Annotated in this window: 24 protein-coding genes and 1 pseudogene; 16 read left to right on the top strand and 9 right to left on the bottom strand. The window is 74.0% G+C overall.

Features of this window, described 5'->3' with window-relative positions; genetic code table 11:
- Window positions 1–11 precede the first annotated feature (11 nt).
- The gene (locus ACIGO8_RS12875) at window positions 12–926 is read right to left on the bottom strand and encodes a dihydrodipicolinate synthase family protein (RefSeq protein ID WP_399728277.1); all 915 of its coding nucleotides are present in this window, start codon (window positions 924–926) and stop codon (window positions 12–14) included.
- Between the two features lie 72 nt (window positions 927–998).
- Here ACIGO8_RS12875 and ACIGO8_RS12870 point away from each other — a divergent pair, with 72 nt between their 5' ends.
- From ACIGO8_RS12870 to ACIGO8_RS12860, 3 genes are all read left to right on the top strand, one after another.
- Window positions 999–1916 carry a LysR substrate-binding domain-containing protein gene (locus tag ACIGO8_RS12870; RefSeq protein ID WP_399728273.1) on the top strand — a complete coding sequence of 306 codons (918 nt, stop codon included), beginning with the start codon at window positions 999–1001 and terminating at the stop codon, window positions 1914–1916.
- Between the two features lie 59 nt (window positions 1917–1975).
- Window positions 1976–2779, top strand: coding sequence for a methyltransferase domain-containing protein (locus ACIGO8_RS12865; protein WP_399728270.1), 804 nt, complete (start codon window positions 1976–1978; stop codon window positions 2777–2779).
- Between the two features lie 121 nt (window positions 2780–2900).
- Window positions 2901–3347, top strand: a complete 447-nt coding sequence (locus tag ACIGO8_RS12860) for a hypothetical protein (protein ID WP_399728267.1) — start codon at window positions 2901–2903, stop codon at window positions 3345–3347.
- 16 nt (window positions 3348–3363) lie between these two features.
- Here ACIGO8_RS12860 and ACIGO8_RS12855 read toward each other — a convergent pair.
- Window positions 3364–3525 (bottom strand): annotated as a pseudogene (locus tag ACIGO8_RS12855) (type II toxin-antitoxin system PemK/MazF family toxin); the annotation flags it as partial.
- Between the two features lie 283 nt (window positions 3526–3808).
- Between ACIGO8_RS12855 and ACIGO8_RS12850 the strand changes: the two are divergent.
- Entirely contained in the window at window positions 3809–4171 is a 363-nt protein-coding gene (locus ACIGO8_RS12850; protein ID WP_399728263.1) for a hypothetical protein, read from the top strand.
- 26 nt (window positions 4172–4197) lie between these two features.
- On the opposite strand, the gene ACIGO8_RS12845 is transcribed toward ACIGO8_RS12850, so the two are convergent.
- Window positions 4198–5211: an aminoglycoside phosphotransferase family protein gene (locus ACIGO8_RS12845; protein ID WP_399728261.1), complete on the bottom strand. Its 1014-nt coding sequence runs from the start codon at window positions 5209–5211 to the stop codon at window positions 4198–4200.
- A 126-nt stretch (window positions 5212–5337) separates the two neighbouring features.
- Window positions 5338–5739 (bottom strand): DUF5997 family protein, encoded by a 402-nt coding sequence (locus ACIGO8_RS12840; RefSeq protein ID WP_399728258.1) that lies wholly within the window; start codon window positions 5737–5739, stop codon window positions 5338–5340.
- Window positions 5740–5797: 58 nt separating this feature from the next.
- Here ACIGO8_RS12840 and ACIGO8_RS12835 point away from each other — a divergent pair, with 58 nt between their 5' ends.
- On the top strand, window positions 5798–6625 hold the full coding sequence (locus tag ACIGO8_RS12835; protein ID WP_399728255.1) for a LysR family substrate-binding domain-containing protein: 828 nt from the start codon (window positions 5798–5800) through the stop codon (window positions 6623–6625).
- Between the two features lie 93 nt (window positions 6626–6718).
- Here the strand turns inward: ACIGO8_RS12835 and ACIGO8_RS12830 are convergent, their stop codons facing one another.
- On the bottom strand, window positions 6719–8245 hold the full coding sequence (locus tag ACIGO8_RS12830; protein ID WP_399728252.1) for an MFS transporter: 1527 nt from the start codon (window positions 8243–8245) through the stop codon (window positions 6719–6721).
- A gap of 92 nt (window positions 8246–8337) precedes the next feature.
- Here ACIGO8_RS12830 and ACIGO8_RS12825 point away from each other — a divergent pair, with 92 nt between their 5' ends.
- The 5 genes from ACIGO8_RS12825 (at window position 8338) to ACIGO8_RS12805 (ending at window position 13495) form a co-directional block, all read left to right on the top strand.
- Window positions 8338–8793: a MarR family winged helix-turn-helix transcriptional regulator gene (locus ACIGO8_RS12825; RefSeq protein ID WP_399728249.1), complete on the top strand. Its 456-nt coding sequence runs from the start codon at window positions 8338–8340 to the stop codon at window positions 8791–8793.
- A 35-nt stretch (window positions 8794–8828) separates the two neighbouring features.
- Window positions 8829–9551 (top strand): (Fe-S)-binding protein, encoded by a 723-nt coding sequence (locus tag ACIGO8_RS12820; protein WP_399728247.1) that lies wholly within the window; start codon window positions 8829–8831, stop codon window positions 9549–9551.
- Window positions 9548–10966 carry a lactate utilization protein B gene (locus ACIGO8_RS12815; RefSeq protein WP_399728244.1) on the top strand — a complete coding sequence of 473 codons (1419 nt, stop codon included), beginning with the start codon at window positions 9548–9550 and terminating at the stop codon, window positions 10964–10966. Before ACIGO8_RS12820 ends, ACIGO8_RS12815 begins: the two co-directional genes overlap by 4 nt.
- Window positions 10963–11613, top strand: a complete 651-nt coding sequence (locus ACIGO8_RS12810; protein WP_399728241.1) for a lactate utilization protein C — start codon at window positions 10963–10965, stop codon at window positions 11611–11613. Before ACIGO8_RS12815 ends, ACIGO8_RS12810 begins: the two co-directional genes overlap by 4 nt.
- A gap of 232 nt (window positions 11614–11845) precedes the next feature.
- Complete coding sequence (locus tag ACIGO8_RS12805) at window positions 11846–13495, top strand: IclR family transcriptional regulator C-terminal domain-containing protein (RefSeq protein WP_399728239.1); 1650 nt, start codon at window positions 11846–11848, stop codon at window positions 13493–13495.
- Window positions 13496–13555: 60 nt separating this feature from the next.
- On the opposite strand, the gene xylB is transcribed toward ACIGO8_RS12805, so the two are convergent.
- Window positions 13556–15031 (bottom strand): xylulokinase, encoded by a 1476-nt coding sequence (xylB, locus tag ACIGO8_RS12800; protein ID WP_399728236.1) that lies wholly within the window; start codon window positions 15029–15031, stop codon window positions 13556–13558.
- Between the two features lie 106 nt (window positions 15032–15137).
- Between xylB and xylA the strand changes: the two genes are divergently transcribed.
- Window positions 15138–16307, top strand: coding sequence for a xylose isomerase (xylA, locus tag ACIGO8_RS12795; protein WP_399728233.1), 1170 nt, complete (start codon window positions 15138–15140; stop codon window positions 16305–16307).
- Window positions 16308–16374: 67 nt separating this feature from the next.
- Here the strand turns inward: xylA and ACIGO8_RS12790 are convergent, their stop codons facing one another.
- Both ACIGO8_RS12790 and ACIGO8_RS12785 read right to left on the bottom strand, forming a co-directional pair.
- The gene (locus ACIGO8_RS12790) at window positions 16375–16683 is read right to left on the bottom strand and encodes an antibiotic biosynthesis monooxygenase family protein (protein WP_399728231.1); all 309 of its coding nucleotides are present in this window, start codon (window positions 16681–16683) and stop codon (window positions 16375–16377) included.
- Window positions 16684–16837: 154 nt separating this feature from the next.
- Window positions 16838–17896, bottom strand: a complete 1059-nt coding sequence (locus ACIGO8_RS12785) for a LacI family DNA-binding transcriptional regulator (protein ID WP_399728228.1) — start codon at window positions 17894–17896, stop codon at window positions 16838–16840.
- A 236-nt stretch (window positions 17897–18132) separates the two neighbouring features.
- On the opposite strand from ACIGO8_RS12785, the gene ACIGO8_RS12780 reads away from it, so the two are divergent.
- The 5 genes from ACIGO8_RS12780 (at window position 18133) to ACIGO8_RS12760 (ending at window position 23731) form a co-directional block, all read left to right on the top strand.
- Window positions 18133–19506 (top strand): ABC transporter substrate-binding protein, encoded by a 1374-nt coding sequence (locus ACIGO8_RS12780; protein WP_399728225.1) that lies wholly within the window; start codon window positions 18133–18135, stop codon window positions 19504–19506.
- A gap of 90 nt (window positions 19507–19596) precedes the next feature.
- Complete coding sequence (locus ACIGO8_RS12775; RefSeq protein ID WP_399728223.1) at window positions 19597–20619, top strand: carbohydrate ABC transporter permease; 1023 nt, start codon at window positions 19597–19599, stop codon at window positions 20617–20619.
- A gap of 2 nt (window positions 20620–20621) precedes the next feature.
- Window positions 20622–21476: a carbohydrate ABC transporter permease gene (locus ACIGO8_RS12770; RefSeq protein ID WP_399728220.1), complete on the top strand. Its 855-nt coding sequence runs from the start codon at window positions 20622–20624 to the stop codon at window positions 21474–21476.
- An 86-nt stretch (window positions 21477–21562) separates the two neighbouring features.
- Window positions 21563–23008, top strand: a complete 1446-nt coding sequence (locus ACIGO8_RS12765; RefSeq protein ID WP_399728218.1) for a GH1 family beta-glucosidase — start codon at window positions 21563–21565, stop codon at window positions 23006–23008.
- Between the two features lie 78 nt (window positions 23009–23086).
- Window positions 23087–23731 (top strand): 1,4-alpha-glucan branching protein, encoded by a 645-nt coding sequence (locus ACIGO8_RS12760; protein ID WP_399728215.1) that lies wholly within the window; start codon window positions 23087–23089, stop codon window positions 23729–23731.
- A gap of 176 nt (window positions 23732–23907) precedes the next feature.
- Here the strand turns inward: ACIGO8_RS12760 and ACIGO8_RS12755 are convergent, their stop codons facing one another.
- Entirely contained in the window at window positions 23908–24825 is a 918-nt protein-coding gene (locus ACIGO8_RS12755) for a glutaminase (protein ID WP_399728213.1), read from the bottom strand.
- Window positions 24826–24868 lie beyond the last annotated feature (43 nt).

Below are 24868 nucleotides of genomic sequence, written 5' to 3'. Positions count from 1 at the left end.
CGCCTCCGGGCCTACTCCTCGGCCTCCGCCGCCTCCACCGCCGCCAGCTCCTTCAGGGCCGCCGTCACCGACTCCTCGGCGGCCGGGAGCAGCGGCAGCCGGACGTCCGGGGTGGGGATGCGGCCCTGGGCGTGGAGGACGCCCTTGACGACGGCCGGGTTGGGCTCGGCGAACAGGAGCGCGGAGAGCCGGGCGAGCCGGTGGCCGAGCGCGCGGGCGCGGGGCGCCTCGCCGGCCCGCCAGGCGTCGGCGAGCCGGGCGAACCGGCCCGTGGCCAGATGGGCCGAGGCGAGGATGCCGCCGGCCGCGCCGAGGGCGAGCAGCGGCGAGACGAAGACGTCGTCCCCGGCGAACACCGCGAAGTCGGCGGGCAGGTCGCCGAGCAGGGCGACGGTGTCCTGGTCGATGCCGCCCGCCGCGTACTTGACGCCGGCGACGCCCGGGAGGCCGCCGATGGCGCGCAGGGTGGCGGCGTCGAGCGTGCGGCCGGTGCGGTACGGAATGTGGTAGACGATCAGCGGTACGGGGCTGTCGGCGGCGAGCCGGGCGAAGTGGGCGACCACGCTGTCCTGCGAGGGCCGTACGAAGGCGGGGACGGTGACCAGGGCCGCGGCGGCCTCGGGCCGTCGGCCGAGCTCGGCGAGTTCCCGGGCGACCTGGGCGGTGCCGCCGCCGCCCGCTCCGACGACGAGCGGCGCCGCGCGTTCCCGGCAGACCCGGGCGCAGGTGTCGACGACGGCCCGGCGCTCGTCGGGATCGAGCGCGCCGGCCTCGCCGGTGGTGCCGAGCGCGACGAGCCCGGCGGCGCCGTCGTCGAGGACGGAGTGCGCGAGGCCTTCGAGGGCGTCGAGGTCGGGTCGGCCGTCGCGGGCGAACGGCGTGACGAGCGGGACGTGGATCCCGTGCGGGAGGGAGTGCGGTGTCATGCGATCGAGGGTGCGCGTGGTCCAACCCTCAGGTCCAGTTCGCTTTTTTGACGACACCCGTAAGCTGAGCTGATGCTCGATGTGCGACGTCTGCGCCTGCTGCGCGAACTGGCCCTGCGCGGCACCATCGCCGCCGTGGCGGAGGCCCTGTCCTTCACTCCCTCCGCCGTCTCGCAGCAACTCGGGACGCTGGAACGGGAGGCGGGAGTGGCGCTGCTCGAACGGTCGGGGCGCGGCGTGCGGCTGACGCCGGCCGGACAGAACCTGGTGCGGCACGCGGAGGCGGTCCTGGAGCGGCTCGAGCGGGCCTCGGCCGAGCTGGCCGAGGCGCGGCACGGCCCGGCCGGGCCGCTGCGCATCGGAGCGTTTCCGACCGCGACCCGCACGATCGTGCCGGGAGCGCTCGGGATCCTCGCGGAGCGGCATCCCGCGCTGGAGCCGATGGTCGCGGAGACGGATCCGGCAGGTGTGGCGCACGCGCTGCGCGCGGGCGACCTGGACGTGGCCCTGATCCACGACTACGACCTGGTGCCGGCGCCGCTCGAACCCGGGCTTGCGGCCGAGGAGTTGTGCGAGGAGGCGATGTATCTGGCGTCGTCCGCGCGGGCCGCCGTCCCCGCACCCGAGCGCCTGGAGACGCTGGCTCCGCTCGCCCGGTGGACGGAGGAGCCGTGGATCATGGCCGCGCCGGAGACGCTCTGCCGGGCGGTGACCGAGCAGATGTGCCGCGCGGCCGGATTCGTGCCCCGGGTACGGCACCAGGTGGAAGAGTTCGCGACCGTGCTGGCCTTCGTCGCGGCGGGCCAGGGCGTGGCCGTCGTACCGCAGTTGGGCGCGACGGACCCGCCGCCCGGCGTGTGCCTCACGACGCTGCCGGTGCGACGGCGGACCCGGATCGCCTTCCGCAGCGGCGCCGGCCCCCACCCCGCGATCACCGCCCTCACCCACGCCCTCCGCGCGTCCGTCCCAGGCCCGCTCGGCACCGGATGAGGCGGGCCCCGCCGCGACCCGTACGCCCGGGCGCCCTCGGACAGCCGTAGGGTCGGCACATGATCGAACGCGAAGAGCAGGCCCGGACCTTCGACACCGCCGTCGCCGCGTGGCAGGACTGGCAGGAGGCGCCGTGGGGACGGCTACGGTACGCGGTGGCCGAGGCCGGTCTGGCGCGGCACCTCGACGCGGTGGGCGCCGGGCCGCTGCGGGTGCTCGATCTCGGCGGCGGGGACGGCGGCGACGCGGTACGGCTCGCCGGGCGCGGCCACCACGTCACCGTCGTCGACTACGCGCCGGCGATGCTGGAGACGGCGGCTCGGCGTGCCGCCGCGGCGGGCGTGGCCGACCGGATCACCTGTGTGGAGGCCGACATCGCGGCGCTGCCGATGGAGTTGACGGACGGCGCTTTCGACGTGGTGCTCTGCCACGGCGTGTTGCCCTACTCGCCGGACGCCCGGGCGACGCTCCGGGTGGCGCTGGGCGCGGCGAGGGCGGGCGGGATCGTGTCGGTCATCGCCATGAACCGGCACTCCGAGCCGCTGCGGGCGGCGGTGCGGACGATGGATCCCGACGCCGTGCTCGCGGCGCTCGACGCCGACCATGTGCGCACCGACCTGTTCGACACCGAGCTGCGGCTGCACACCGCCGAGGAACTCACCGCCACGCTCCGCGCGTTGGGCTGCGCCGAGGTGCACCACTACGGGATCCGGGTGTTCTGCGACTACATCCCCGACGACACGGTCAAGCACGACCCGGACTACTACGCGCGCCTGGAGCGGCTCGAGATCGCGACGGCCGGGCGCGCGCCGCACAAGCACACCGCCCGGCTGCTGCATCTGATCGCCCGCACGGGCATGTGACCCACGTCTCTCCGCGGGCGGGCTCGTGGTTGTCACATCCGGCGGGGCTGTCCGGTCTCAGCTGTGACGCGGACCGGCACACCGCCCGGCCCGTACCCACGGCAGAGACGCGGAGGACTTCATGTCCGGACCGATCACGAGCACCCGGCGCACCCACACGTTCCTCACGGTCGCCGTCGCGTTGCAGACCCTGACGCTCTTCCTCCAGGCGACCACCGCCGGGCTGCTGCTGTCGACCTCGTACGGCGAGACGCTGCACGGCGTCGGCGCGCGCGTGATGTACGGGGCGTCGATGCTGTACGTGCTGGCCGCGATCCTGGCCTGGCGGCCGGGCGGCGGGAGTCCGCGGCCCATCCTGTACGCCTCGGGCTTCCTGGTGCTCGCCTCGGTGCAGGTGGTGATCGGCATCGCGCGCGTGGCCGCGCTGCATGTGCCCCTGGGCGTGCTGATGTTCGGCCTGAGCGTCCTCGCCCTGGGGCAGACGATCTACGCCGCCCGCCGTACCGCCGCGCCTCAGGCCTCCGCTACGCGCGTCCTCCGAGACGGCGGGCATCTTTCGTCTCGCTGATCCTGGCAGCCGTCACTTCCGGGGCTCCCAGGGCCACTTCCAAGCCCAGGCCGCTGATGTCGACGCGCGCCGCGGCAACGACCTGCATCGCCTGGAAGCCGGACGGCTCCTCGGCCGAGAGCAGCACGACCGGGCGTCGCTCGTCGAAGTCGACCCACCAGACTTCACCGCTTTGCATGTGTCCTCCTGGAACGAGACGGGGGGGCGAACGCTTCCGTGCCCCGGGCGGGACACGGAAGGGACGCGGCCCCGTCTTCGTCGTGACAGACCTGCCGGATCCACGCCATGATGCACGGAGGCGGGAGTAGGCCGGGGTGGAATACGGGGGGCTGTTCATGGGCGGGGGCTCGCGCGCGAGGACAGCGGGTGGGATCGCGTACGGACCGTTGCCGCCGCGCTCGGTCTGGGGGCTGCGGTGCCAGTTCTCCCTGCAGTGGATCTATCTTCCCGTAGGTCTCGCCGTGGGCGTGATCGCGGCGCTCTTCGCCGGTGCCGGCCTCGCGGCACCGCTGTTCGGCGGCACGCCGAAGGGTGTGCCGAAGGATCCGTACGGTGACGGCGTGTTCCTGTCCCGGCGCCAGTACCGGCTGGAGCTGAGCGGCACGCCCGAGGAGTGGCGGGAGCGTGCGGGCTTCGCCCTGCGGCGGGCCGTCGCGCGAGGTCCCCAGGGCCCGGACGGGACGATCTGGCTTCCCGTCAGCGCCTACCGCGGGCTGGGGCTCGAGGGCCTCGACGAGCTGGCCGGTGCGCTCGGGTGGCGTCTCGACCGGGATCGGCTGCGGTTCGGGACGGTGGTCCTCACGCCGGTGTCCGCGCCTCGTTGACGCCGGTCGCGCTCGGCGAGACACCCCTAGAGGAGGTCCGGTTCGGCGAAGAGGGCCTCGACCCAGTAGGCGCTCGCCTCGTGGCAGTCGTCGGCCGGAGTGCCGGGGAAGAGGCGGAACCAGGAGACCGCGCGGCCCAGCGAGGCGAGGCGGACGGCGAGGGTCGCCGCGCGGCGCAGGTCCGCGAGCGGGATGCCGAGGTCGTGCCAGGGCTCCAGGTAGCCGTCGCGGACCGCGGTCACGGTCTCGGGACCGTGGCGTTCGAGGACGGCGCGGGCCGGGACGAGGAGGCTGGTGAACGGGTGGGAGACGGCCGCGTCGCCCCAGTCGAAGAAGGTGAAGCGGCCCGGGCGCGGCGCGAGGAGCTGCGCGTCGTGCAGGTCGCAGTGGTCGAGCGAGTCGGGTATGCCGAAGGCGTCGAGCTCCGCGCACCAGTCGAGCAGTCGCGGGCGCGCGGCGCGCAGGGCGCGGCGGGTGTCGGGGGCGAGGGTCGGGTTGTCCGCCACGAGTCCGTCGAAGATCTCCGGCAGGTGGCGGGTCCGGCCGCTGGGCACGCCAAGGTCCGTCATGCGGTCGGTGTACGGAGTGAGGGCGCGCTGCATCCGCGCGTATTGGCCGACCGCCGTGAGCCAGTCCTCGGGGCCGGCGCCGCCGGTGTCGAGGACGTCCCTGAAGAGCGGGCCGCCGTCGGGCAGCAGGGACCAGCCGCGGTCGGGCTCGACCGCGAGCGGTGTCATGACGTGTTCGGGGACCCAGTCGGCGAGCGCGCCGCCGAGCGCCGCCTCGAAGCCGGCGTCCGGCGCGCTGGCCTTGAACCAGGCGGCGTCCCGCGCGCCCGGGCCGGTGCGGAAGCGGACGATGACCGACCAGGGCCGGATCCGCGCCTCGCGCGGGCCGGTCTCCCGCAGACCGTGGCGGGCGAGCCCGCGCTCCGCCCAGCCGAGGGCGGCCTCACGCCAGGCGTCCTGCTCCCAGGGAGTGACCGCGTGGGTGAACCGCCCGCGGTCGACCAGGGTCGGGATGTCGGTGTCGCGTCGCATCCGGCGATTGCACCATCGCCGGCGCGACGGCCGCACGCGAATTACGGCGAGGGCCTGCGACGACGGGCCGGTGTCCGGGGCCGCGGGCACGGGGCGGGCACGGGGCGGCCGGCCCGTGGGAGGAGGTCAGTCGCGCTCGGCGTCCCGGGCGGCCTTCTCGGCGCGCTTCTCCTTGATGCGGACGGTCTCCTTGCGCACCTCGGCCTGCGTCTCGCGCTCCTTCTGGAGCCACTCCGGGTTCTCGGCCTTGAGGGCCTCGATCTGCTCGGTGGTGAGGGCCTCCGTGACGCCGCCGCGGGCGAGACCGGAGATGGAGACGCCCAGCTTGGCGGCGACGACCGGGCGCGGGTGCGGGCCGTTGCGGCGCAGCTCGCGCAGCCACTCGGGCGGGTCGGTCTGGAGGGCGTTGAGCTCGGCGCGGGAGACGACACCCTCACGGAAGTCGGCGGGAGTGGCGTCGAGGTACACACCCAGCTTCTTCGCCGCGGTGGCGGGCTTCATCGTCTGGGCGGTCTGGTGCTGCGTCATACAGACAAGAATATCGGTCAGGTGCGCCCTCGCCGACCACGGCCGGTAATCTGGCCTGGTGACAGGCTCGGACGCATCCTCCTCCCCCGCCCCTTCGCCCGCCCCCTCCTTCCGGCTGGCGTACGTGCCGGGCGTGACGCCCTCGAAGTGGGTGCGGATCTGGCAGGAGCGACTGCCCGACGTGCCGCTGGAGCTCGTCCAGGTCGAGGCGGCCGAGGCCGCGGGGCTGCTGCGCGAGCGGGCGGCCGACGCCGGATTCGTACGGCTTCCGGTGGACCGTACGGACCTCAGCGCGATCCCGCTGTACACGGAGACGACGGTCGTCGTGGTCCCCAAGGACCACCTGGTGGCGGCGGCGGACGAGGTGACCGTCGAGGACATCGCCGAGGACATCGTGCTGCATCCGCTGGACGACACGCTGGACTGGGACGGGCCGCCCGGCCTTCCGGCGTTCGAGCGGCCGGCGACGACGGCGGACGCGATCGAGCTGGTGGCGGCCGGGATCGGGCTCCTGGTCGTGCCGCAGTCGCTGGCCCGGCTCTACCACCGCAAGGACCTCACGTACCGGACGATCACGGGTACGCCGCAGTCGCAGGTGGCGCTGTCGTGGCCGGAGGAGGCCACCACCGATCTGGTGGAGGACTTCATCGGGATCGTGCGGGGCCGGACCGTGAACAGTTCGCGGGGACGGCGGCCGGACGAGAGGACGCCGAACGCGGACCGGGCCGCGAAGGCGGCGAAGAGCGCGAAGGCCGCGAAGGGCGGCCGTTCGGAGAAGCCGAAGCAGAGCCCGAAGCAGGGGCAGAAGCCGGGCGGCGGGCGCCGGACCGGCGGTGGCGCGGCGCCCCGGAGCGGCCGCTCCGGAAAGCCGCGCCGCCGCTCCTAGCGGGCGTCGGCCGGGCGGGCCGCCCGCCGACCAGCCGCCCTGCCGCCCCGCCGACCAGCCGCCCGCGCGGCTCTGGAGGCCGGCGCGCGGGTGTCAGGCCGTGGTCTCGGTTCCCGCCGCCGGTGCGGGCTCGCCATGCGGCTGCGGCTGCGGCGACGGCACCTCCGCCTGCGCCTGCGCCTGCGCCTGCGTCCGGCCGGGCTCCGGCAGGGGCCGTACGGGGATGAGCGAGGCGACGGCCGCGGCGGCGAGGCCGACTCCGCCGCCGATCAGCAGGGCGACGCGGAAGCCGTTCTCGGAGGGCAGCACGTGGCCGCCGAGGTCGGTGGTCAGCTGGGCCAGGACGACGCCGATGACGGCGGCCGAGACGGAGCTGCCGATGGAGCGCATGAGCGTGTTGAAGCTGTTGGCGGAGGCGGTCTCGTGCTGCGGCACGGCGCCCATGACGAGGGCGGGCATCGCCCCGTACGCGAGGCCGACACCGGTGTTGCAGACGAGGGTGACGGCGAGCAGGCCCCAGGTGGAGCCCATGAGGAGCAGCGAGGAGACGTAGCCGGCGGCGATGACGAGGCTGCCGACGGCGAGGGTGACCTTGGGGCCGCGGGCGGCGGAGAGCTTGGCGCCGAGCGGGGCGAGGGCCATCATCATCAGCCCGGCGGGAGCCATCCACAGGCCCATGGCCATCATCGACTGGCCCAGGCCGTAGCCGGTGGCCTCAGGGAGCTGGAGGAGCTGGGGAACGACGAGCGACTGGGCGTACATCGCGAAGCCGACCAGGACCGAGGCGAGGTTGGTCATGAGGACCTGCGGGCGGGCGGTGGTGCGCAGGTCGACGAGCGGGTCGCGGGTGCGCAGTTCCCACAGGCCCCAGGCGAGCAGGACGACGGCCGCGCCGGCCAGGAGGCCGAGGGTGGTGGCGCTGGTCCAGCCCCAGGCGGAGCCCTTGGAGACGGCGAGGAGGAGGGCGACGAGTCCGGCGCCGAGGCCGGCGGCGCCGAGGGCGTCGAAGCGGCCGGCGACGGCGGTGACCTGTCCGGTGGGCACGAGGGCGGCGACGAGGACGCCGACGAGCAGGCTGAGGCCGGCGGCGACCCAGAAGAGCACGCGCCAGCTGGCGTGTTCGGCGACGGCGGCGGAGAAGGGCAGGCCGAGGGCGCCGCCGACGCCCATGGAGGCGCTCATCAGGGCGATGGAGGAGCCGAGCTTCTCGGGTGGCAGGACGTCGCGCAGGAGGCTGATGCCGAGCGGTACGACGCCCATGCCGAGACCCTGGAGGCCGCGGCCGGCGACCATCGGGGCGACGGAGCCGGAGACGGCGCAGAGCACGGAGCCGGCGACGAGCGGGACGGTGGAGGCGAGGAGCAGCCGGCGCTTGCCGTACATGTCGCCGAGGCGGCCGGCGACGGGTGTGGCGACGGCGGCGGCGAGCAGGGTGGCGGTGACGACCCAGGAGGCGTTGGACGGGGTGGTGCCGAGGAGGGCCGGGAGGTCGCCGATGAGCGGGACGACGAGCGTCTGCATGAGGGCGGCGACGATGCCGGCGAGGGCGAGGACGCCGACGATGCCGCCGGCGCCGGCGCCTCCGGGTCGGCTGGCGGCTGGTGCGGTGGCGGCGGGCATGGCGTCTCCCGGGTTCGGCTGTGGCAAGAGATGTGCAACGTACACATGATGTGCATCATGCACAAGCGATGCAGGCTGCATATCCTGGGGAGATGGACAAGCCCACGCATCTGATCGAGTTCGAGACCATGCTCCTCGGGCGGCACTCGCTGCTCCACGCCCCGCGCTCGCGGGCGGCCGGCGGCAACCTCGACCGGAGCGCGTACGTGCTGCTCAGCCGGATCCGCATGGACGGGCCGATGTCCATCAGCCAGCTCACCGAGGCCTTCGGCCTGGACGCCTCCACGCTCAACCGGCAGACCGCGGCGATGCTGCGCGCCGGCGTCGTCGAGCGGATCCCCGACCCGGACGGCGGCATCGCCCGTAAGTTCCGCATCACCGAGGAGGGCGAGCGGCGCCTCGACGCCGACCGCGCCTTCAACGTCCAGGGTCTCGAGCGGGTGCTCGCCGACTGGACGCCGCAGGAGGTGGCGGACTTCGCCGCCGCCCTGGAACGCTTCAACCGGGACGTCGAACGACTCGACGGGCGGCCCTGGCCCCGTCCCTGACCCGCAGCTTCCCGAGGAACCGGAGGAACCCGCAGATGCGCGTGGCCCTGTTCGTCACCTGCGTCAACGACGCCCTGTACCCGGCGACGGGAGTGGCGACCGTCCGGCTGCTCGAACGCCTCGGCGTGAGCGTCGACTTCCCCGCCGCGCAGACCTGCTGCGGTCAGCCGCAGTTCAACACCGGCTACCGCGCCGAGACCGCTCCCCTGGTGCGGCGCACGGTGCGGGCCTTCGAGGGATACGAGTACGTGGTCACGCCCTCCGGTTCGTGCGCCGCGATGATCCGCGGCCACTACGGGCGCTTCGGCGCCGAGGCGGCCGAACTCGGGCCGCGGACGTACGAGCTGACGGAGTTCCTGGTCGACGTGCTCGGCGTGACCGACGTCGGCGCGTACTTCCCGCACCGGGTCACCTACCACCCGTCCTGTCACGGGCTGCGGCTGCTCGGGCTCGGTGACCGGCCGCGCCGGCTGCTCGGGGCCGTCAAGGGCCTGGAGCTCCTGGAGCTGCCCGGGGCCGAGGAGTGCTGCGGCTTCGGCGGCACCTTCGCGGTGAAGAACGCGGACGTGTCGGCGGCCATGGGCGCCGACAAGGTGCGCAGCGCCGTGTCGACGGGCGCGGAGGTCCTGTGCGGGGCGGACAACTCGTGTCTGATGCACCTGGGTGGCACGATGAGCCGGATGAAGGTGCTGCCGGAGCTGCGGCCGGTGCACCTCGCGGAGATCCTGGCGAGCACGGAAGAGGAGCCCTTGGCGTGAGCGGCACGTTCCTCGGCATGCCGGCGTTCCCGAAGGCCGCGCACGACGCCGTGCGCGACGAGCGGCTGCGAGGGAACCTCCGGCACGCCACGCACACCATCCGCGACAAGCGGGCCCGGGCCGTCGCCGAGCTCGCCGACTGGGCCGAGCTGCGGGAGGCCGGGCGGCGCATCAAGGACCACACGCTGCGTCATCTCGACCGCTATCTGGTGCGGTTGGAGGAAGCGGTGACCGCCGCGGGCGGCACCGTGCACTGGGCGGCGGACGCGGACGAGGCCAACCGGATCGTCGCCGGCCTCGTCAAGGCGACCGGCGAGACCGAGGTCGTCAAGGTCAAGTCCATGGCGACCCAGGAGATCGGGCTCAACGAGGCCCTGGCGGCCGAGGGCATCCGCGCCTACGAGACCGATCTGGCCGAGCTCATCGTCCAGTTGGGCGACGACCGGCCCTCGCACATCCTCGTGCCGGCGATCCACCGCAACCGGGGCGAGATCCGGGATGTCTTCCGCTCCGAGATGAGGAAATGGGGCCGCCCGGCCCCCGACGACCTGACCGACACGCCCGCCGAACTCGCCGAGACCGCCCGGCTCCACCTCCGCGAGAAGTTCCTGCGCGCCAAGGTCGGCATCTCGGGCGCCAACTTCATGGTCGCCGAGACCGGCACGCTCGTCGTGGTCGAGTCCGAGGGCAACGGACGGATGTGCCTCACCCTTCCCGAGACGCTGATCTCGGTCGTCGGGATCGAGAAGGTCGTGCCCACCTGGCGGGACCTGGAGGTGTTCCTGCAGACCCTGCCCCGTTCCTCGACCGCCGAGCGGATGAACCCGTACACCTCGATGTGGACCGGCACCACCGACGGGGACGGGCCGAAGGACTTCCATCTGGTGCTGCTCGACGCGGGCCGCACCGACGTCCTCGCCGACGCCACCGGCCGTCAGGCGCTGCGCTGCATCCGCTGCTCGGCCTGCCTCAACGTCTGCCCGGTGTACGAGCGGGCCGGCGGTCACGCCTACGGCTCGGTCTATCCCGGGCCGATCGGCGCCATCCTCACGCCCCAGCTGCGCGGTACGGCGAGCGAGATCGACGCCTCGCTGCCGTACGCCTCGTCGTTGTGCGGGGCGTGTTACGAGGTGTGCCCGGTCGCCATCGACATCCCCGAGGTGCTGGTGCATCTGCGCGAGCGGGTCGCGGGGCAGGGCGGACCCGGCCACCGGCTCGAACGGGCGGCGATGAAGACCGCCGGGTGGGTGCTCGACCGGCCCGCGGTGCTCGCCGCGGCGGAGCGGCTCGCCGGCCGCACCCGCGCGCTGCACCCGAAGAGGCCACCGGGCGCGGGTGCCTGGACCGGGAGCCGTGACCTGCCGGAGGTGCCGGCCGAGTCGTTCCGCGACTGGTGGAGGAAGAACCGCACATGAACGCGCCCCGCACCTCCTCGCGCGAACGGATCCTGGCCCGGATCCGGGCCGCCGTCGCCGGCGCGCCCGAGGCGGCCGAGCCCGAGCGGCACTATCGGGAGCGGCACGCGCCCGACGACCCGGACGCGCTGCTCGCGCTGCTGCACGAGAACCTGGCCGACTACCGGGCCGTCGTGCACCGCACCGGCGCCGGGGGCCTCGCGGGCCTGGTCGCCCGGGTGCTCGCCGGGCACGGCGCGCGCAGCGTCGCCGTGCCGCCGGGACTGCCGCGGGAGTGGCTGTCGGGCCTGGGCGAAGGCGTCGAACTGCGGCCCGACGACGGCTCCTTGACGCCCCGTCGGCTGGACGGGACGGACGCCGTGGTGACCGGGTGCGCCGTGGCCGTCGCGGAGACCGGGACCATCGTGCTCGACGGCGGCCCGGGCCAGGGACGGCGCGCGCTCACCCTCGTACCGGATCTGCACGTGTGCGTCGTACGGGCACCGGCGCAGGTGGTGGCGTCGGTGCCGCTCGCGCTGCCCCGGCTGGACCCGGCACGGCCGCTGACCTGGATCTCGGGCCCGTCGGCCACCAGTGACATCGAGCTCGACCGGGTGGAGGGCGTGCACGGGCCGCGCCGCCTGGAGGTCGTCCTGGTGGAGGCGTAACGCGCCCCGCCGGGTCGGGCCGCGCCGCGGCGAACGGGTGCGGCGGGCCGAAGCGGTGTGGCGTCGAACCGGGCGCTCAGGCCGGCCGGGCCGCTCAATGGCCACGCGGCCGTCGACGTCGCCCCGGGGTTTGTTCGCACAGTGAAGAAAGCTTCACTACACTCGGATTCGGGAGGCCGGCGGTGCCGCCGTGCCCGCTCCGCGACCCGCGTACTCCCCGACCGGAGAGCCGATGCCCTCAGCCCCTGAGTTCTTCGCCCACGACACCTTCGCCGCCGCGCCGCCCGAGGCCGTCGCCCCGTTGCTGCGCGGCGTCGGGGTGCTGGCGCGGCTGAGCGAGGCGGGCGGGCGGACGGCGGTCGTCGAGCTGGAGCGGTCGACCGGGCTCGCGCGGGCCACGGTCGACCGGATCACGGGCACGCTGGCCCGGATGGGATACGTGCGCCTCGAGGGCCGTGACGTGGTCCTCGCGCCCCGGCTGCTCGAGCTCGGCAACGCCTACCTCGCGTCCGTACGGCTGCCCGATCTGCTCGGCGGGCGGGTGGACGCGCTCGCCGACGAGCTGGACGAGTCGGTGTCGCTCGCCGTGGCGGACGGCGACGGTCTGCGGCTGGTGCGGCAGTCGACGCGGCGCCGGGCGATGTCGGTGAGCTTCCGGATCGGCGATCTGCTGCCCGCCGAACGGACCGCGCCCGGGGTTTTGTTCGCCTCCGAGTGGAACGAACCGACCTGGGCGCGGTGGCGCGAGGGACGCCGGGCGGCCCGGCCCGGTGACGAGCGCGCTCGTGCCGGAGCGGATTTCGAGGAGCGGGTCGCCGAGGCGCGGGCGCGGGGCTGGGCGGTGGACGACCAAGGCGTCGAGCCGGGTCTTGTGGCGCTCGCCGTGCCGGTGCGTGGGCCGGACGGGCGGATCGCGTGCGTGGTGAGCGCGGCGAGCCACACCAGCCGGCACGACGCCGGCTCGCTGCGCGAGACGCTGCTGCCCCGGCTGCGCGCCGCGGCCTCCGAGATGGAGCGGGAGCTGCGGGACGCGCCGGAGCCGGTCGCGGCGGCGCCGGCCGGGCTCGCCTCCTGGACGGGTGCGTCCAAGCAGGAGCTGGGCCGCGGCTTCGTGGAGTCGCTGGCGCGCGGGCTCACGGTGCTGACGGCGTTCGGCGAGGGCCGGTCCGCGCTGTCGCTCACGGCGGTCGCCGAGGCCACGGGTCTCGCCCGCGCCACCGCGCGGCGGGCGCTGATCACCCTGGAGCATCTGGGCTGTGTCGCGGTGGAGGGCCGGGAGTTCCGGCTGACGCCGCGGGTCCTGTCGCTGGGCTTCGCGCCGCTGTCGCGGACCACGCTCACCCGCATCGCGCAGCCCCGTCTGGCCGAACTGGCCGCGCGGGTGCGGGAGTCCACGTCGCTCGCGGTCCTCGTCGGCGACGAGGTGCAGTACACCGGCCGGGTGGAGACCAGCCGCATCATGAACGTCCACATCACCCTGGGCACCCGCTTCCCCGCGTACGCGACCTCCATGGGCCGGGTGCTGCTCGCGGGCCTTCCGGCCAAGGACCGCGCCGCCCGCCTCGCCGGTACGGAACTGCGCGCCCTCACCCCGTACACGGTGACGGACCGCGCCGCACTCGAGACCGTGATCGAGCGGGTGGGCCGCGCCGGGTACGCGCTGGTCGACGAGGAGCTGGAGGAGGGCCTGCGGTCCATCGCGATGCCGGTCCGCGACCGCGCGCGCCGTGTCGTCGCCGCCGTGAACGTGGCCCTGCACGCCAGCCGCAGGTCGCGGGAGGCCTGTGTGACGGAGGTGCTGCCGGAGCTGGCGGCCGCGGTCTCGGGCATCGAGGCCGACCTCCACGTCACGGAGCGGTTCAACCGCGTGCCGGCGTACTGACGGCCGGACGCGCCCCCGTGGCCGGACGGCGGCGGTCCGGGCCGCGAGGGCGGTGGGCGCTCAGGACAGCAGGGTGGGCGCCGCGCGGTCCAGGACCGTGGCGATGCGGGACCAGGTCTCCTCGTCGCGGGGCACGGGCGGGAGAGTCTCGCCGGTGGCGGCGGGCCAGCCGGCGGCGAGGGCGACCGGGTCGCCGCCGGTGGCCGCGGCGGCGGCCAGCGCGGCGGCGCCGAGGGCGACGAGTTCGCCGGCGGCCGGGACCACGACGGGGCGGCCGGACAGGCGGCGGACGGTGTCGGTCCAGGCGCGGCCTCCCGCGCCGCCGCCGATGAGCCGGAGCGGGCGGTCCCGTACGGACTGTTCGGCCGGATCGAGGCCGCAGGCGGCGAGGAGTTCGTCGAGGGCGCGCAGCACGGTGAAGACGGCGCCTTCGTAGGCGGCGCCGAGCAGGGCGCGGGGCGTGGTGGTGTGCCGCAGGCCGGTGAGGAGACCGGTGGCGTGCGGCAGGTCGGGCGTGCGTTCGCCGTCGAGGTACGGCAGGAGGACGAGGCCGTCGCCGGGCGCCGCGTCCTCGCGGTCGAGGCCGAGGAGGCCGGCGATCCGGTCGACGGCGAGCGTGCAGTTGAGGGTGCAGCCGAGCGGGAGGTAGCCGCCGTCGGCGGCGGCGAAGCCGGAGATGCCGGGGCTCGCGGGGCGGGTGCGGGTGGCGGCGAAGACGGTGCCGGAGGTGCCGAGGCTGACGACGGGATGGTCGAGGAGGCCGTGGACGCCGAGGCCGAGGCCGACGGCGGCGGCCATGTTGTCGCCGGTTCCGGCGGCGACGGCGATGCCCGCGGGGAGGCCGAGGGCTTCGGCGGCGGTACGGGTGAGGGTGCCGGCCCGGGCGGCGCCGGTGGGTGCGACGGCCGGGAGCAGGGCCGGGTCGAGGCCGAGGAGGTCGAGGACGCCTCGGTCGTAGGCGCTGCGGGCGGTGTCGTACCAGCAGGTGCCGGAGGCGTCGCCCGGGTCGGTGACGGCGGCGCCGCACAGGCGCTCGGTGAGGAAGTCGTGCGGGAGCCGGACGGCGGCGGTCCGGTCGGCGGTGGCGGGTTCGTGGGCGCGGAGCCATTCCCACTTGGCGGCGGTCACGGCGGCGACGGGGACGGAACCGGTGCGGGCGAGCCAGGCGCCGGGGCCGCCGAGCGCGGTGGTGAGGGCGGCGGCCTGGGGTGCGGAGCGGGTGTCGTTCCAGAGCAAGGCCGGCCGGAGCGGGCGGCCGCCTCCGTCGAGGACGACGAGGCCGTGCTGCTGTCCGGCGACGGCGATGCCGGTGACGGCGGCGGGCGGGACGGCCGCGTGGCGCAGCCCTTCGGCGACGGCCCGGGTGAGGGCGGTCCACCACTGGTCGGGGTCGCTCTCGCGGGCGCCGTCGTCGCCGGTGACGGTGTGCGGGGCGCGACCGAGGCCGAGGAGGGCGCCGGTCTCCGCGTCGACGACGGCGGCCTTGGTGGACTGCGTGGAGCTGTCGACGCCGATCACCACCGGGCGTTCGGTCATGGGCCGGGCCTCCTCTTCCGGGCGTGGGCACTGGCGCCCGCACTGCCCTCAGGGTATTAGTTATCGCAGAAAACAAATCTGGCGGCCAGCCCGCGAAGGAGCCGACATGCCGCAGCATCTCCTCCCCACCTCCGACGACCGCTTCACCTTCGGCCTGTGGACGGTCGGCTGGCAGGGCCGCGATCCGTTCGGCGAGGCCACCCGGCCGGCCCTCGATCCGGTGGAGTCGGTGGAGCGTCTGGCCGCCCTCGGCGCGTACGGCGTGACCTTCCACGACGACGACTTGATTCCTTTCGGAGCGGAAGAAACCCGGCGCGCGGCGGCGGTCTCACGCTTCCGGGCCGCGCTCGACCGCACCGGCCTCACGGTGCCCATGGCCACCACCAATCTCTTCAGCCACCCGGTCTTCAAGGACGGCGCGTTCACCGCCAACGACCGCGACGTGCGCCGCTTCGCCCTGCGCAAGACGATCCGGAACATCGACCTGGCCGCGGAGCTCGGCGCCTCCGTGTACGTGGCCTGGGGCGGCCGGGAGGGAGCCGAGTCGGGCGCCGCCAAGGACGTGCGCGTGGCGCTCGACCGGATGAAGGAGGCCTTCGACCTGCTCGGCGAGTACGTCTCCGAGCAGGGCTACCCGCTGCGCTTCGCCATCGAGCCGAAGCCGAACGAGCCGCGCGGCGACATCCTGCTGCCGACGATCGGGCACGCGCTCGCGTTCATCGAGCGCCTGGAGCGGCCGGAGCTGGTGGGCGTCAACCCGGAGACCGGGCACGAGCAGATGGCCGGCCTCAACTTCCCCCACGGCATCGCCCAGGCGCTGTGGGCGGGCAAGCTGTTCCACATCGACCTCAACGGGCAGTCCGGCATCAAGTACGACCAGGACCTGCGGTTCGGGGCGGGCGACCTGCGCCAGGCGTTCTGGCTGGTGGACCTGCTGGAGTCGGCCGGCTACGACGGGCCGCGCCACTTCGACTTCAAGCCCGTGCGGACCGACGGCTTCGACGGCGTGTGGGAGTCCGCGCGGAACTGCATGCGCAACTACCTGATCCTCAAGCAGCGGGCGGCCGCCTTCCGCTCGGACCCGGAGGTCGTCGCCGCCCTCGCCGCCTCCCGTCTGGACGACCTGGCCGTGCCGACCGCCGCCGACGGGCTCGACGGCCTGCTCGCCGACCGCGCGTCGTACGAGGACTTCGACGCGGCCGCGGCGGCCGAGCGCTCGATGGCCTTCGAGCGCCTGGACCAGCTCGCCCTGGAGCATCTGCTGGGCGTGCGCTGAGGCGTACCTGATCCCGCGCGCGCGGGTGAGCGGCCGTCCGACGGCGACCGCGAACTGCGACGTGAGATCACACGGCCACGGCCAGCTCGTAGCCGCCGCTCGACATGTCGTCGCACAGAGTCCGGCAGGCGCCGATGAGTTCGGCGAACTCGGGCTTGCTCTGCCACTCCTTCATCGCCGCCGGGTCCCGCCAGGAGGAGAAGGAGATGAAGTGGCGCGGCTCGTTCAGGTCGCGGACGAGCCGCGCGGAGAAGAAGCCGTCGTTGGCCTCCTTGGTCCAGGTGAGGAAGGCCCGCCAGCGGTCGATGAACTCGTCGGCATTGCCCTCGGAGACCCGCCAGTCTCCGGAAGCCCAGTACGTGCTGTCCTCGGACACGGCACACCACCTCGAGGTAGAGGCCCCTCTCTCAGGGTAGGCCCCTACTCGCCGGTCGCCGCGCCGCACGGCCCGGCCCGGCCGGGCCCGCGTCCCCTCAAGCACCGGACGGCGGCAGCCGGCCCGTGCGGCCCGGCCTCGTCGCTGGGCGGTGTCAGGAGGAGTCGCGCACCACCAGTTCCGTCGGGAGGACCTGGCTCGGCAGGCCGGCCGCGTCGGCGGAGGCGGTGACGGCGTGCAGGAGCATGCGGGCCATCGTGCGGCCCATCTCCTCGATGGGCTGGCGGACGCTGGTGAGCGGCGGATCCATCAGCCGGGCGACGGCGGAGTCGTCGACGCCGACGAGGGCGACGTCGTCGGGGACGCGGCGGCCGGCCTCGCGCAGCACGCCGCGCGCGCCGGCCGCCATGACGTCGGAGGCGGCGAAGACGGCGTCCAGATCGGGCACGCGCTCGATCAGCTCGCGCATCGCACGGCGGCCGCCCTCCTCGGTGAAGTCGCCGGTCGCGACCAGGGCCTCGTCGGCGGGGAGGCCGGCCGCCACGACGCCCTCGCGGTAGCCGTCGAGGCGGGCGCGGGCCACGTACATGTCGAGAGGGCCGGTGACGGTGGCGATCCGGCGGCGGCCGCGGCCGGCGAGATGGGCGACGGCGGCGCGGCCGGCGCCGGCGTTGTCGGAGTCGACGTAGGCGGCGGTCTCGTCGGCGGTGCGCCGGCCGTTGAGGACGAGCGGCAGGCCGAGTTCCCGGACCAGGTCGGGCAGCGGGTCGTCGGCGTGGACCGAGGCGAGCAGCACGCCGTCGACGCGCTGGGCGGCGAGGTACTGCTCGAAGCGCCGGCGCTCCCGCTCGGTGCGGACCAGGGTGAGCAGCAACTGCTTGTCGGCCTCGCCGAGTTCCGCGCTGACGCCGCGGATGATGTCGAGGAAGTAGGGCTCGGCGAAGAGGCGGGCCTCGGTCTCGGGGATGACGAGCGCGACGGCGTCGGTGCGGCTGCCGGCGAGCGCGCGGGCGGCCTGGTTGGGCACGTAGCCGAGTTCCTCGATCGCCCGGTGGACCGCCTCGCGGGCCTGGTCGCTCACCCGGGGAGAGCCGTTGATGACGCGGGACACGGTGCCCCGGCCGACGCCGGCCCGGGCCGCGACCTCTTCCAGCGTGGGCCTGCCGCTCTGCCGTCCGTTCACGCCCCTCGTACTCCCCTCGTGCGTGCGCATCGCCGGTGCCGTGCGGCGGCGATCAGGTCAAGATAGGCCACGATCCATGCTCCCGTCGCACCTGGTGTCGTTCGACAAGCGACGAATGGGAGCGCTCCCATACTAGGCACACCCACGCCCGTCACGAATTCGCGTTCATGTCTTGACACCTCCGACCGCGAGGCAGGAACCTTCCGGCAACGAGGACGTGGGAGCGCTCCCATCGCTGGCACCACCTTTTGGACGAGGAGAGTGGCATGCGCACAACCAGCAGCAGACCGATGGGCCGCACCGGTCGCGCCCGCCGCACGGGCCGCACCGGCCGTACCGTGCTCGCGGCGGTCGCGGCCCTGACGGCCGGGACGGTCCTGCTCACCGGCTGCGGCGACGGCGGGGACGACGGGGACGCCGCCGGCGGCGGCACGATCACGCTGCGGGTCGGGACCTTCGGTTCCTTCGGCTACGACGACAAGACCGGCGCCAAGCTCTACGCCGAGTACGAGAAGTCCCACCCGAACATCAAGATCGTCGAGTCGAACGTCGCCGACGGCCAGAAGTACTGGGACACGCTCAAGCTGCGCCTCTCCCGCAACAGCGGCCTCGCCGACATCCAGGCCGTCGAGGTCGGCTACATCGCCGAGGCGACCGGCCCGGCCATGGCCGACAAGTGGGTGGACCTGTCGAAGACCGGCGGGGCCGACCTCGGCGCCTTCCTCGACTGGAAGGTGAAGCAGGCCACCACCGCCGGCGGCCAGGTCATCGGCCTCGGCACCGACATCGGCCCCATGGCCATCTGCTACAACAAGGACCTGTTCGCCAAGGCCAAGCTGCCCACCGACCGCACCGAGGTCGGCCGGCTGTGGGCGGGCGACTGGTCGAAGTTTCTCGAGACCGGCCGGACCTACCAGAAGAACGCACCCGCCGGGACCTTCTTCCACGACTCGGCGAGCGGCCTGTTCAACGCCGTCGTCAACAGCGAGCCCGAGCAGTACGCCGACGCCAGCGGCCGGCTCGCCTGGGAGACCAGCCCCGGCGTGCGGAAGGCCTGGGACACCGCCGTCGCCGCGGCACGAAGCGGCATCACCGCCAAGCTGCGCCAGTTCGACGAGAAGGGCACCTGGAACGCGGCCTTCAAGAACGCGAAGTTCGCCACCGTCGCCTGCCCCAGCTGGATGACCGGCATCATCAAGGACCAGGCGGGCGCCGCCAACCAGGGCAGGTGGGACATCGCCGCGCCGCCGGTGGCCGGCAACTGGGGCGGCTCCTTCCTCGCCGTGCCCAAGTCCGGAAAGCACACCAAGGAGGCCGCCGAGCTGGCCGCGTGGCTGACCGCACCGGCCCAGCACGCCAAGGTGTTCGCGGTCAACGGCAACATCCCGTCCACGAAGGACACGCTGTCCTCGGCCGCGGTGACCGGCGCCAAGCTGCCCTACTTCGGCGACACGCCGGTCGGCCGGATCTACGCGACCGCCGCGGCCGGGATCAAGCCCGCGCCGATCAGCCGCTGGGACGGCCAGGTGAAGACCTTCCTCACCGACAACGGCATCCTCGACATCGAGCAGCGCGGCACCGATCCGGCGAAGGCCTGGGAGAACGTCAAGAAGCTGGTCGACGACAAGATCGACCAGTAGCGGGAGCCGGTACGGGCCCGCCCGCGCGTCCCGACGGGCGAGCCCGTACCGCAGCGCCACCCCTACGCACCGACCTGGAAGGACGCCTCCGTGGCCACCTCCGTACGGGCGAGGAACGGCGGCGGCTCCCCGTCGCCCGACGCACCGCCCTCCCCCTCCCCCGCCCCGCGCCCGGGCGCCCGCCGCACCCGTGGCGGCCCGTCCGCGCTCCGCCGCCGGCTCTACCGGTGGGACCTGAAGGCGACGCCGTACGTCTTCGTCGCCCCCTTCTTCCTCACCTTCGCCGCCTTCGGCCTCTTCCCGCTGCTCTACACCGGCTGGCTCTCGCTCAACCGGGTGGAGCTCGGCGGCGATCCGCAGTGGAAGGGCCTGGAGAACTACACCGACCTGGCCGACAGCGAGTTCTTCTGGAACGCGCTCGGCAACACCTTCACCATCGGGGTGATCTCGACCGTCCCGCAGCTTCTGATGGCGCTCGGGCTCGCCCATCTGCTCAACTACCGCCTGCGCGGCCGCGGTTTCCTGCGGGTCGCCGTCCTCGCGCCGTACGCCACCTCGATCGCGGCCGCGACGCTGGTCTTCGCGCAGCTGTTCAACACCGACTACGGGCTGATCAACACGGCGCTCGGCTGGGCGGGTGTCGGCCCGGTCGACTGGGAGTCGTCCAAGTGGCCCGCGCAGATCGCGATCTCGGTGATCGTGACCTGGCGGTGGACCGGCTACAACGCGCTGATCTACCTGGCCGCGATGCAGGCGGTGCCGCGTGACCTGTACGAGGCGGCCGCCCTCGACGGGGCCTCGCGATGGCGCCAGTTCCTCAGCGTCACCGTGCCCTCCATCCGCCCGACGATCCTCTTCACCGTCGTCGTCTCCACCATCGGCGCCACCCAGCTGTTCGGCGAGCCGATGCTCTACGGCGGCAGCGTGGGCATCTCCGGCGGCAGCGGCAACCAGTTCCAGACGCTGAGCCTGCTGATGTACGAGAAGGGCTGGGTCACCGGCGCGCTCGGCCAGGCCTCCGCGATCGCCTGGGTGATGCTGCTGCTCCTGCTCCTCCTCGGCGGCGTCCGGACGCTCGCCGCCCACGTCCGCCGCACGAAGCAGGGAGGCTGACCGTGCGCACCCGTTTCCGTCCGTCGGCCGGCCGTCAGCACCACGCCGGTCCGGTCACCTACGTCCTGCTCGGCCTCGCCGCGCTCGTGTCGCTGTTCCCGCTCTACTGGAACCTGGTCGCCGCCTCGCACACCGGCGAGCGGGTGGTCACGGCCCCGGCGCCGCTGCTGCCCGGGCCGCGCCTCCTCGACAACCTCTCCTTCGCCTGGAACCAGGTCGACATGGGCGAGGCGCTCGTCAACACGACGGTCGTGGCCGCGCTGGTGTCGCTGTCCACGGTCCTCTTCTCCACGCTGGCCGGCTTCGCCTTCGCCAAACTGCCCTTCAAGGGCCGCAACGTGCTGCTGACCCTGGTGGTGGCGACGATGACGATCCCGCCGCAGCTGAGCGTCATCCCGCTCTACCGGATCGTCACCGACCTCGGCTGGGTCGACCAGCTCCAGTCGGTGGTGCTGCCGTCCCTGGTGGCCGCGTTCGGCGTGTTCTTCATGCGTCAGTTCCTCGTCGAGGCGCTGCCGGTCGAGCTGGTGGAGGCGGCCCGGATGGACGGCGCGCACTCGCTGCGGGTCGTCTGGCACGTCGTCTTCCCGGTCGCGCGGCCCGCGATGGCCGTCCTCGGCATGCTGGTCTTCGTCCAGGCGTGGAACGACTTCTTCTGGCCGTTCATCGCGCTCACGCCGGACGGCAGTCCGACGCTCCAGGTGGCGCTCGCCGGCCTCGGCGCGGGCAACCACAGCGTGGACCAGGCGGTGGTGCTGACCGGCGCGCTGATCTCGACGGTGCCGTTGTTGCTGGTCTTCGCCGTGCTCGGCAAGCACATCGTCGGCGGGATCACCGCGGGCGCCGTCAAGAGCTGACCCGGAGCCGACGTCCACCCGCCCCGCCTCACCGTCCCCTCCCCCCTTCACGTCCCTCACCCTCTCTGCGTTGGGAGCGCTCTGCCATGACCGCGTCCGAAACCCGGCCGCTCACCGCCGTCCGCCGATTCCCGTCCGGCTTCCTGTGGGGCGCCGCCACCGCCGCGTACCAGATCGAGGGCGCGGTGGCCGAGGACGGCCGCACGCCGTCCATCTGGGACACCTTCTCGCACACGCCGGGCAAGGTCTTCCAGGGCCATACGGGCGATGTCGCCGTGGACCACTACCACCGGTTCCGTGAGGACGTCCGCCTGATGGCGGACCTCGGCCTGAACGCCTACCGGTTCTCGGTGTCGTGGTCGCGGGTCCAGCCGACCGGTCGCGGGCCGGCCGTGCAGAAGGGCCTGGACTTCTACCGGCGGCTGGTCGACGAGCTGCTCGCGGCCGGGATCGAGCCGGCGCTCACGCTCTACCACTGGGACCTGCCGCAGGAGCTGGAGGACGCGGGCGGGTGGCCGGAGCGGGCGACGGCGGAGCGGTTCGCCGCGTACGCGGGTCTGGTCGCGGAGGCGCTGGGCGACCGGGTCTCCCGCTGGACCACGCTCAACGAGCCGTGGTGCAGCGCCTTCCTGGGATACGGCTCCGGCGTGCACGCGCCGGGCCGTACGGACCCGGTGGCCGCGCTGCGCGCCGCCCACCACCTCAATCTGGGGCACGGGCTGGCCGTCCAGGCGCTGCGGTCGGCGCTGCCGGCCGGGGCGAAGCTGGCCGTGTCGCTGAATCTGCACGAGGTGCGCCCGCAGACGTCCTCGCCCGGCGACCGGGAGGCGGCGCGCCGGATCGACACCGTGGGCAACGGGGTCTGGCTGGGCCCGATGCTGGAGGGCGGCTACCCGCGGGAGCTGTTCGCGGACACCGCGCACCTGACGGACTGGGGTTTCGTACGGGACGGGGACGAGGCGGCGGCCGGGCAGCCGCTGGACTGGCTGGGCGTCAACTACTACACGCCGACGGTCGTGTCGCGGGTCGGGGAGGGTGCGCCGAAGCCGCAGGACGACGGGCACGGCGACAGCGCGTTCTCGCCGTGGCCGGGCGCCGACGACGTCGCCTTCCACCGGGCGGAGGGCGGCCGGACGGCGATGGGCTGGGCGGTCGACCCGTCGGGGCTGAAGGACCTGCTGACCCGGATCTCGGCCCGGTATCCCGGTCTTCCGCTGGTGGTGAGCGAGAACGGCGCCGCGTACGAGGACGTGGTCGGCGCGGACGGCTCGGTGCACGACCCGGAGCGCGCCGCCTATGTGCACGCGCATCTGGAGGCGGTGCACCGGGCGGTCGAGGAAGGGGCCGTGGTGCACGGCTACTTCCTGTGGTCGCTGCTCGACAACTTCGAGTGGGCGTACGGCTATGCGAAGCGGTTCGGCGCGGTGCACGTCGACTACGGGACGCTGCGTCGGACGCCGAAGTCCAGTGCCCGCTGGTACGCGCGGGTGGCGCGGTCGGGCGAGCTGCACGCCCCGGGGGCGGAGGGCTGACGGGCCGTCGGGAGAGGTACGGTTCCCGGGCGGTCCGCCGACCGGGAACCGTACCGTCACGGAGGAAGTGCACGAGACATGGCCGTCATTCACAAGACCACGATGCAGCCGACCAAGCTGGAGCTCCTGGAGGCCTGGCTGCCGACCCGCCCCTGGTACCGGGGCGGCGAAGGCGCCGCGCCCGTGCTTGAGAAGGCCGGCGGTTTCCGGCTCGACGACCCGGAGGGCGAGGTGGGCATCGAGTTCATGGTGGTCGCGGACGTCTCGGGTGAGCCGACCCACGCGTATCTGGTGCCGCTGAGCTACCGGGGCGCGCCGCTGGAGGGCGCGGAGGCGGGCTTGATCGGCACGTCCGAGCACGGTGTGCTGGGCACCCGGTGGATCTACGACGGGGTCCACGACCCGGTGCTGCTCGGTCAGCTGACGGAGCTGCTCCAGGGCCGGGCGGTGCCGCAGGCGCAGAGCGAGTCGGACGTCCCGGACCCGACGGTGAAGGCGTTCTTCGACGGCACGGGTGCGTGGGACCTGTCGGCCGCGCCGGCGGTGGAGGACGGGGCGTACGGCACGGACGTACGGCTCGGGGCCGGCGCGCCGGTGCTGCGGGTGGTGCGGGTGCTCGACCCGGAGGCGGCGGGCTCGCGGGGCGAGGTGACGGCGGGCTGGCGTCTCCCGGACGGCGAGGAGCGGCGCGGCGCGTACTTCCTGGTGCTCGACGCGGCCTGACGCGCCCTCGGCCGGCGCGGTCTGCGACGCGGCCTGAGGCAGGCTCGGCCGGCGCGGTCTGCGACGCGGCCTGCGCCCTCGGCCGGCGAGGCCCGTGCGGCCTCGCCGGGCGGGCGGCGGTCGTCCGCGGCGGTGCGGTCGGCGGTCGTCCGCGGCGGTGCGGTCGGTGGTGGCGGTCAGAAGACGGACAGGCCGGTGATGGTGGTGAACCGGTCGAGCGCGGTGACGCCCGCGACCGAGTTGCCGCGCTCGTCCAGGCCCGGGCTCCACACGCACAGCGTGCAGCGGCCCGGGACGACGGCGATGATGCCGCCGCCGACTCCGCTCTTGCCGGGCAGTCCGACCCGGTAGGCGAAGTCGCCGGCGGCGTCGTACGTTCCGCAGGTGAGCATGACGGCGTTGACCTGCTTGGCCTGGCTGCGGGTGAGGAGCCGGGAGCCGTCGGCGCGGACGCCGTGGCGGGCGAGGAAGCCGGTGGCGAGCGCGAGGTCGGCGCAGGAGGCCTCGATGGAGCACTGGCGGAAGTACTCGCGCAGCAGGGTGGGCACGGGGTTGGCGATGTTGTCGTAGCTCGCCATGAAGTGGGCGAGGGCGGCGTTGCGGTCGCCGTGCGCGGTCTCGGAGGCGGCGACGTCGCGGTCGAAGTCCAGGTCGTGGTTGCCGCTCTCGGCGCGCAGGAAGTCCAGCAGGACGCCGGAGGCGTCGCCCGTCATCCGGTGCAGCTGGTCGGTGACGACGAGGGCGCCGGCGTTGATGAACGGGTTGCGCGGGATGCCGTTCTCGTACTCCAGCTGGACGAGCGAGTTGAACGGGTTGCCGGAGGGCTCGCGGCCGACGTGCTCCCACAGCGCGTCGCCCTTGCGGGCGAGGCCCAGGGCGAGCGTGAAGACCTTGGTGACGGACTGGGTGGAGAAGGGCTGCTGCCAGTCGCCGACGCCGTACACCTTTCCGTCGAGCTCGGCGACCGCCATCCCGAAGCGGCCGGTGTCGGCGGAGGCGAGGGCGGGGATGTAGTCGGCGGGCCGGCCGCGGTCGGTGAGGCCGGCGATCTCCTCGGCGATCCGGTCGAGGACGGGTGCGAACGTCAACAGCATGATCACATCATGCCGCGCGGGTGGCGGCCGGCCCGCCGGGGGC

Origin of the sequence: Streptomyces sp. NPDC053493 (assembly GCF_044544825.1) — a bacterium.
Classification (GTDB): domain Bacteria; phylum Actinomycetota; class Actinomycetes; order Streptomycetales; family Streptomycetaceae; genus Streptomyces.
The sequence above is the reverse complement of the archived record's forward strand: the minus strand, read 5'-3'. Positions and strand labels throughout refer to the sequence as shown.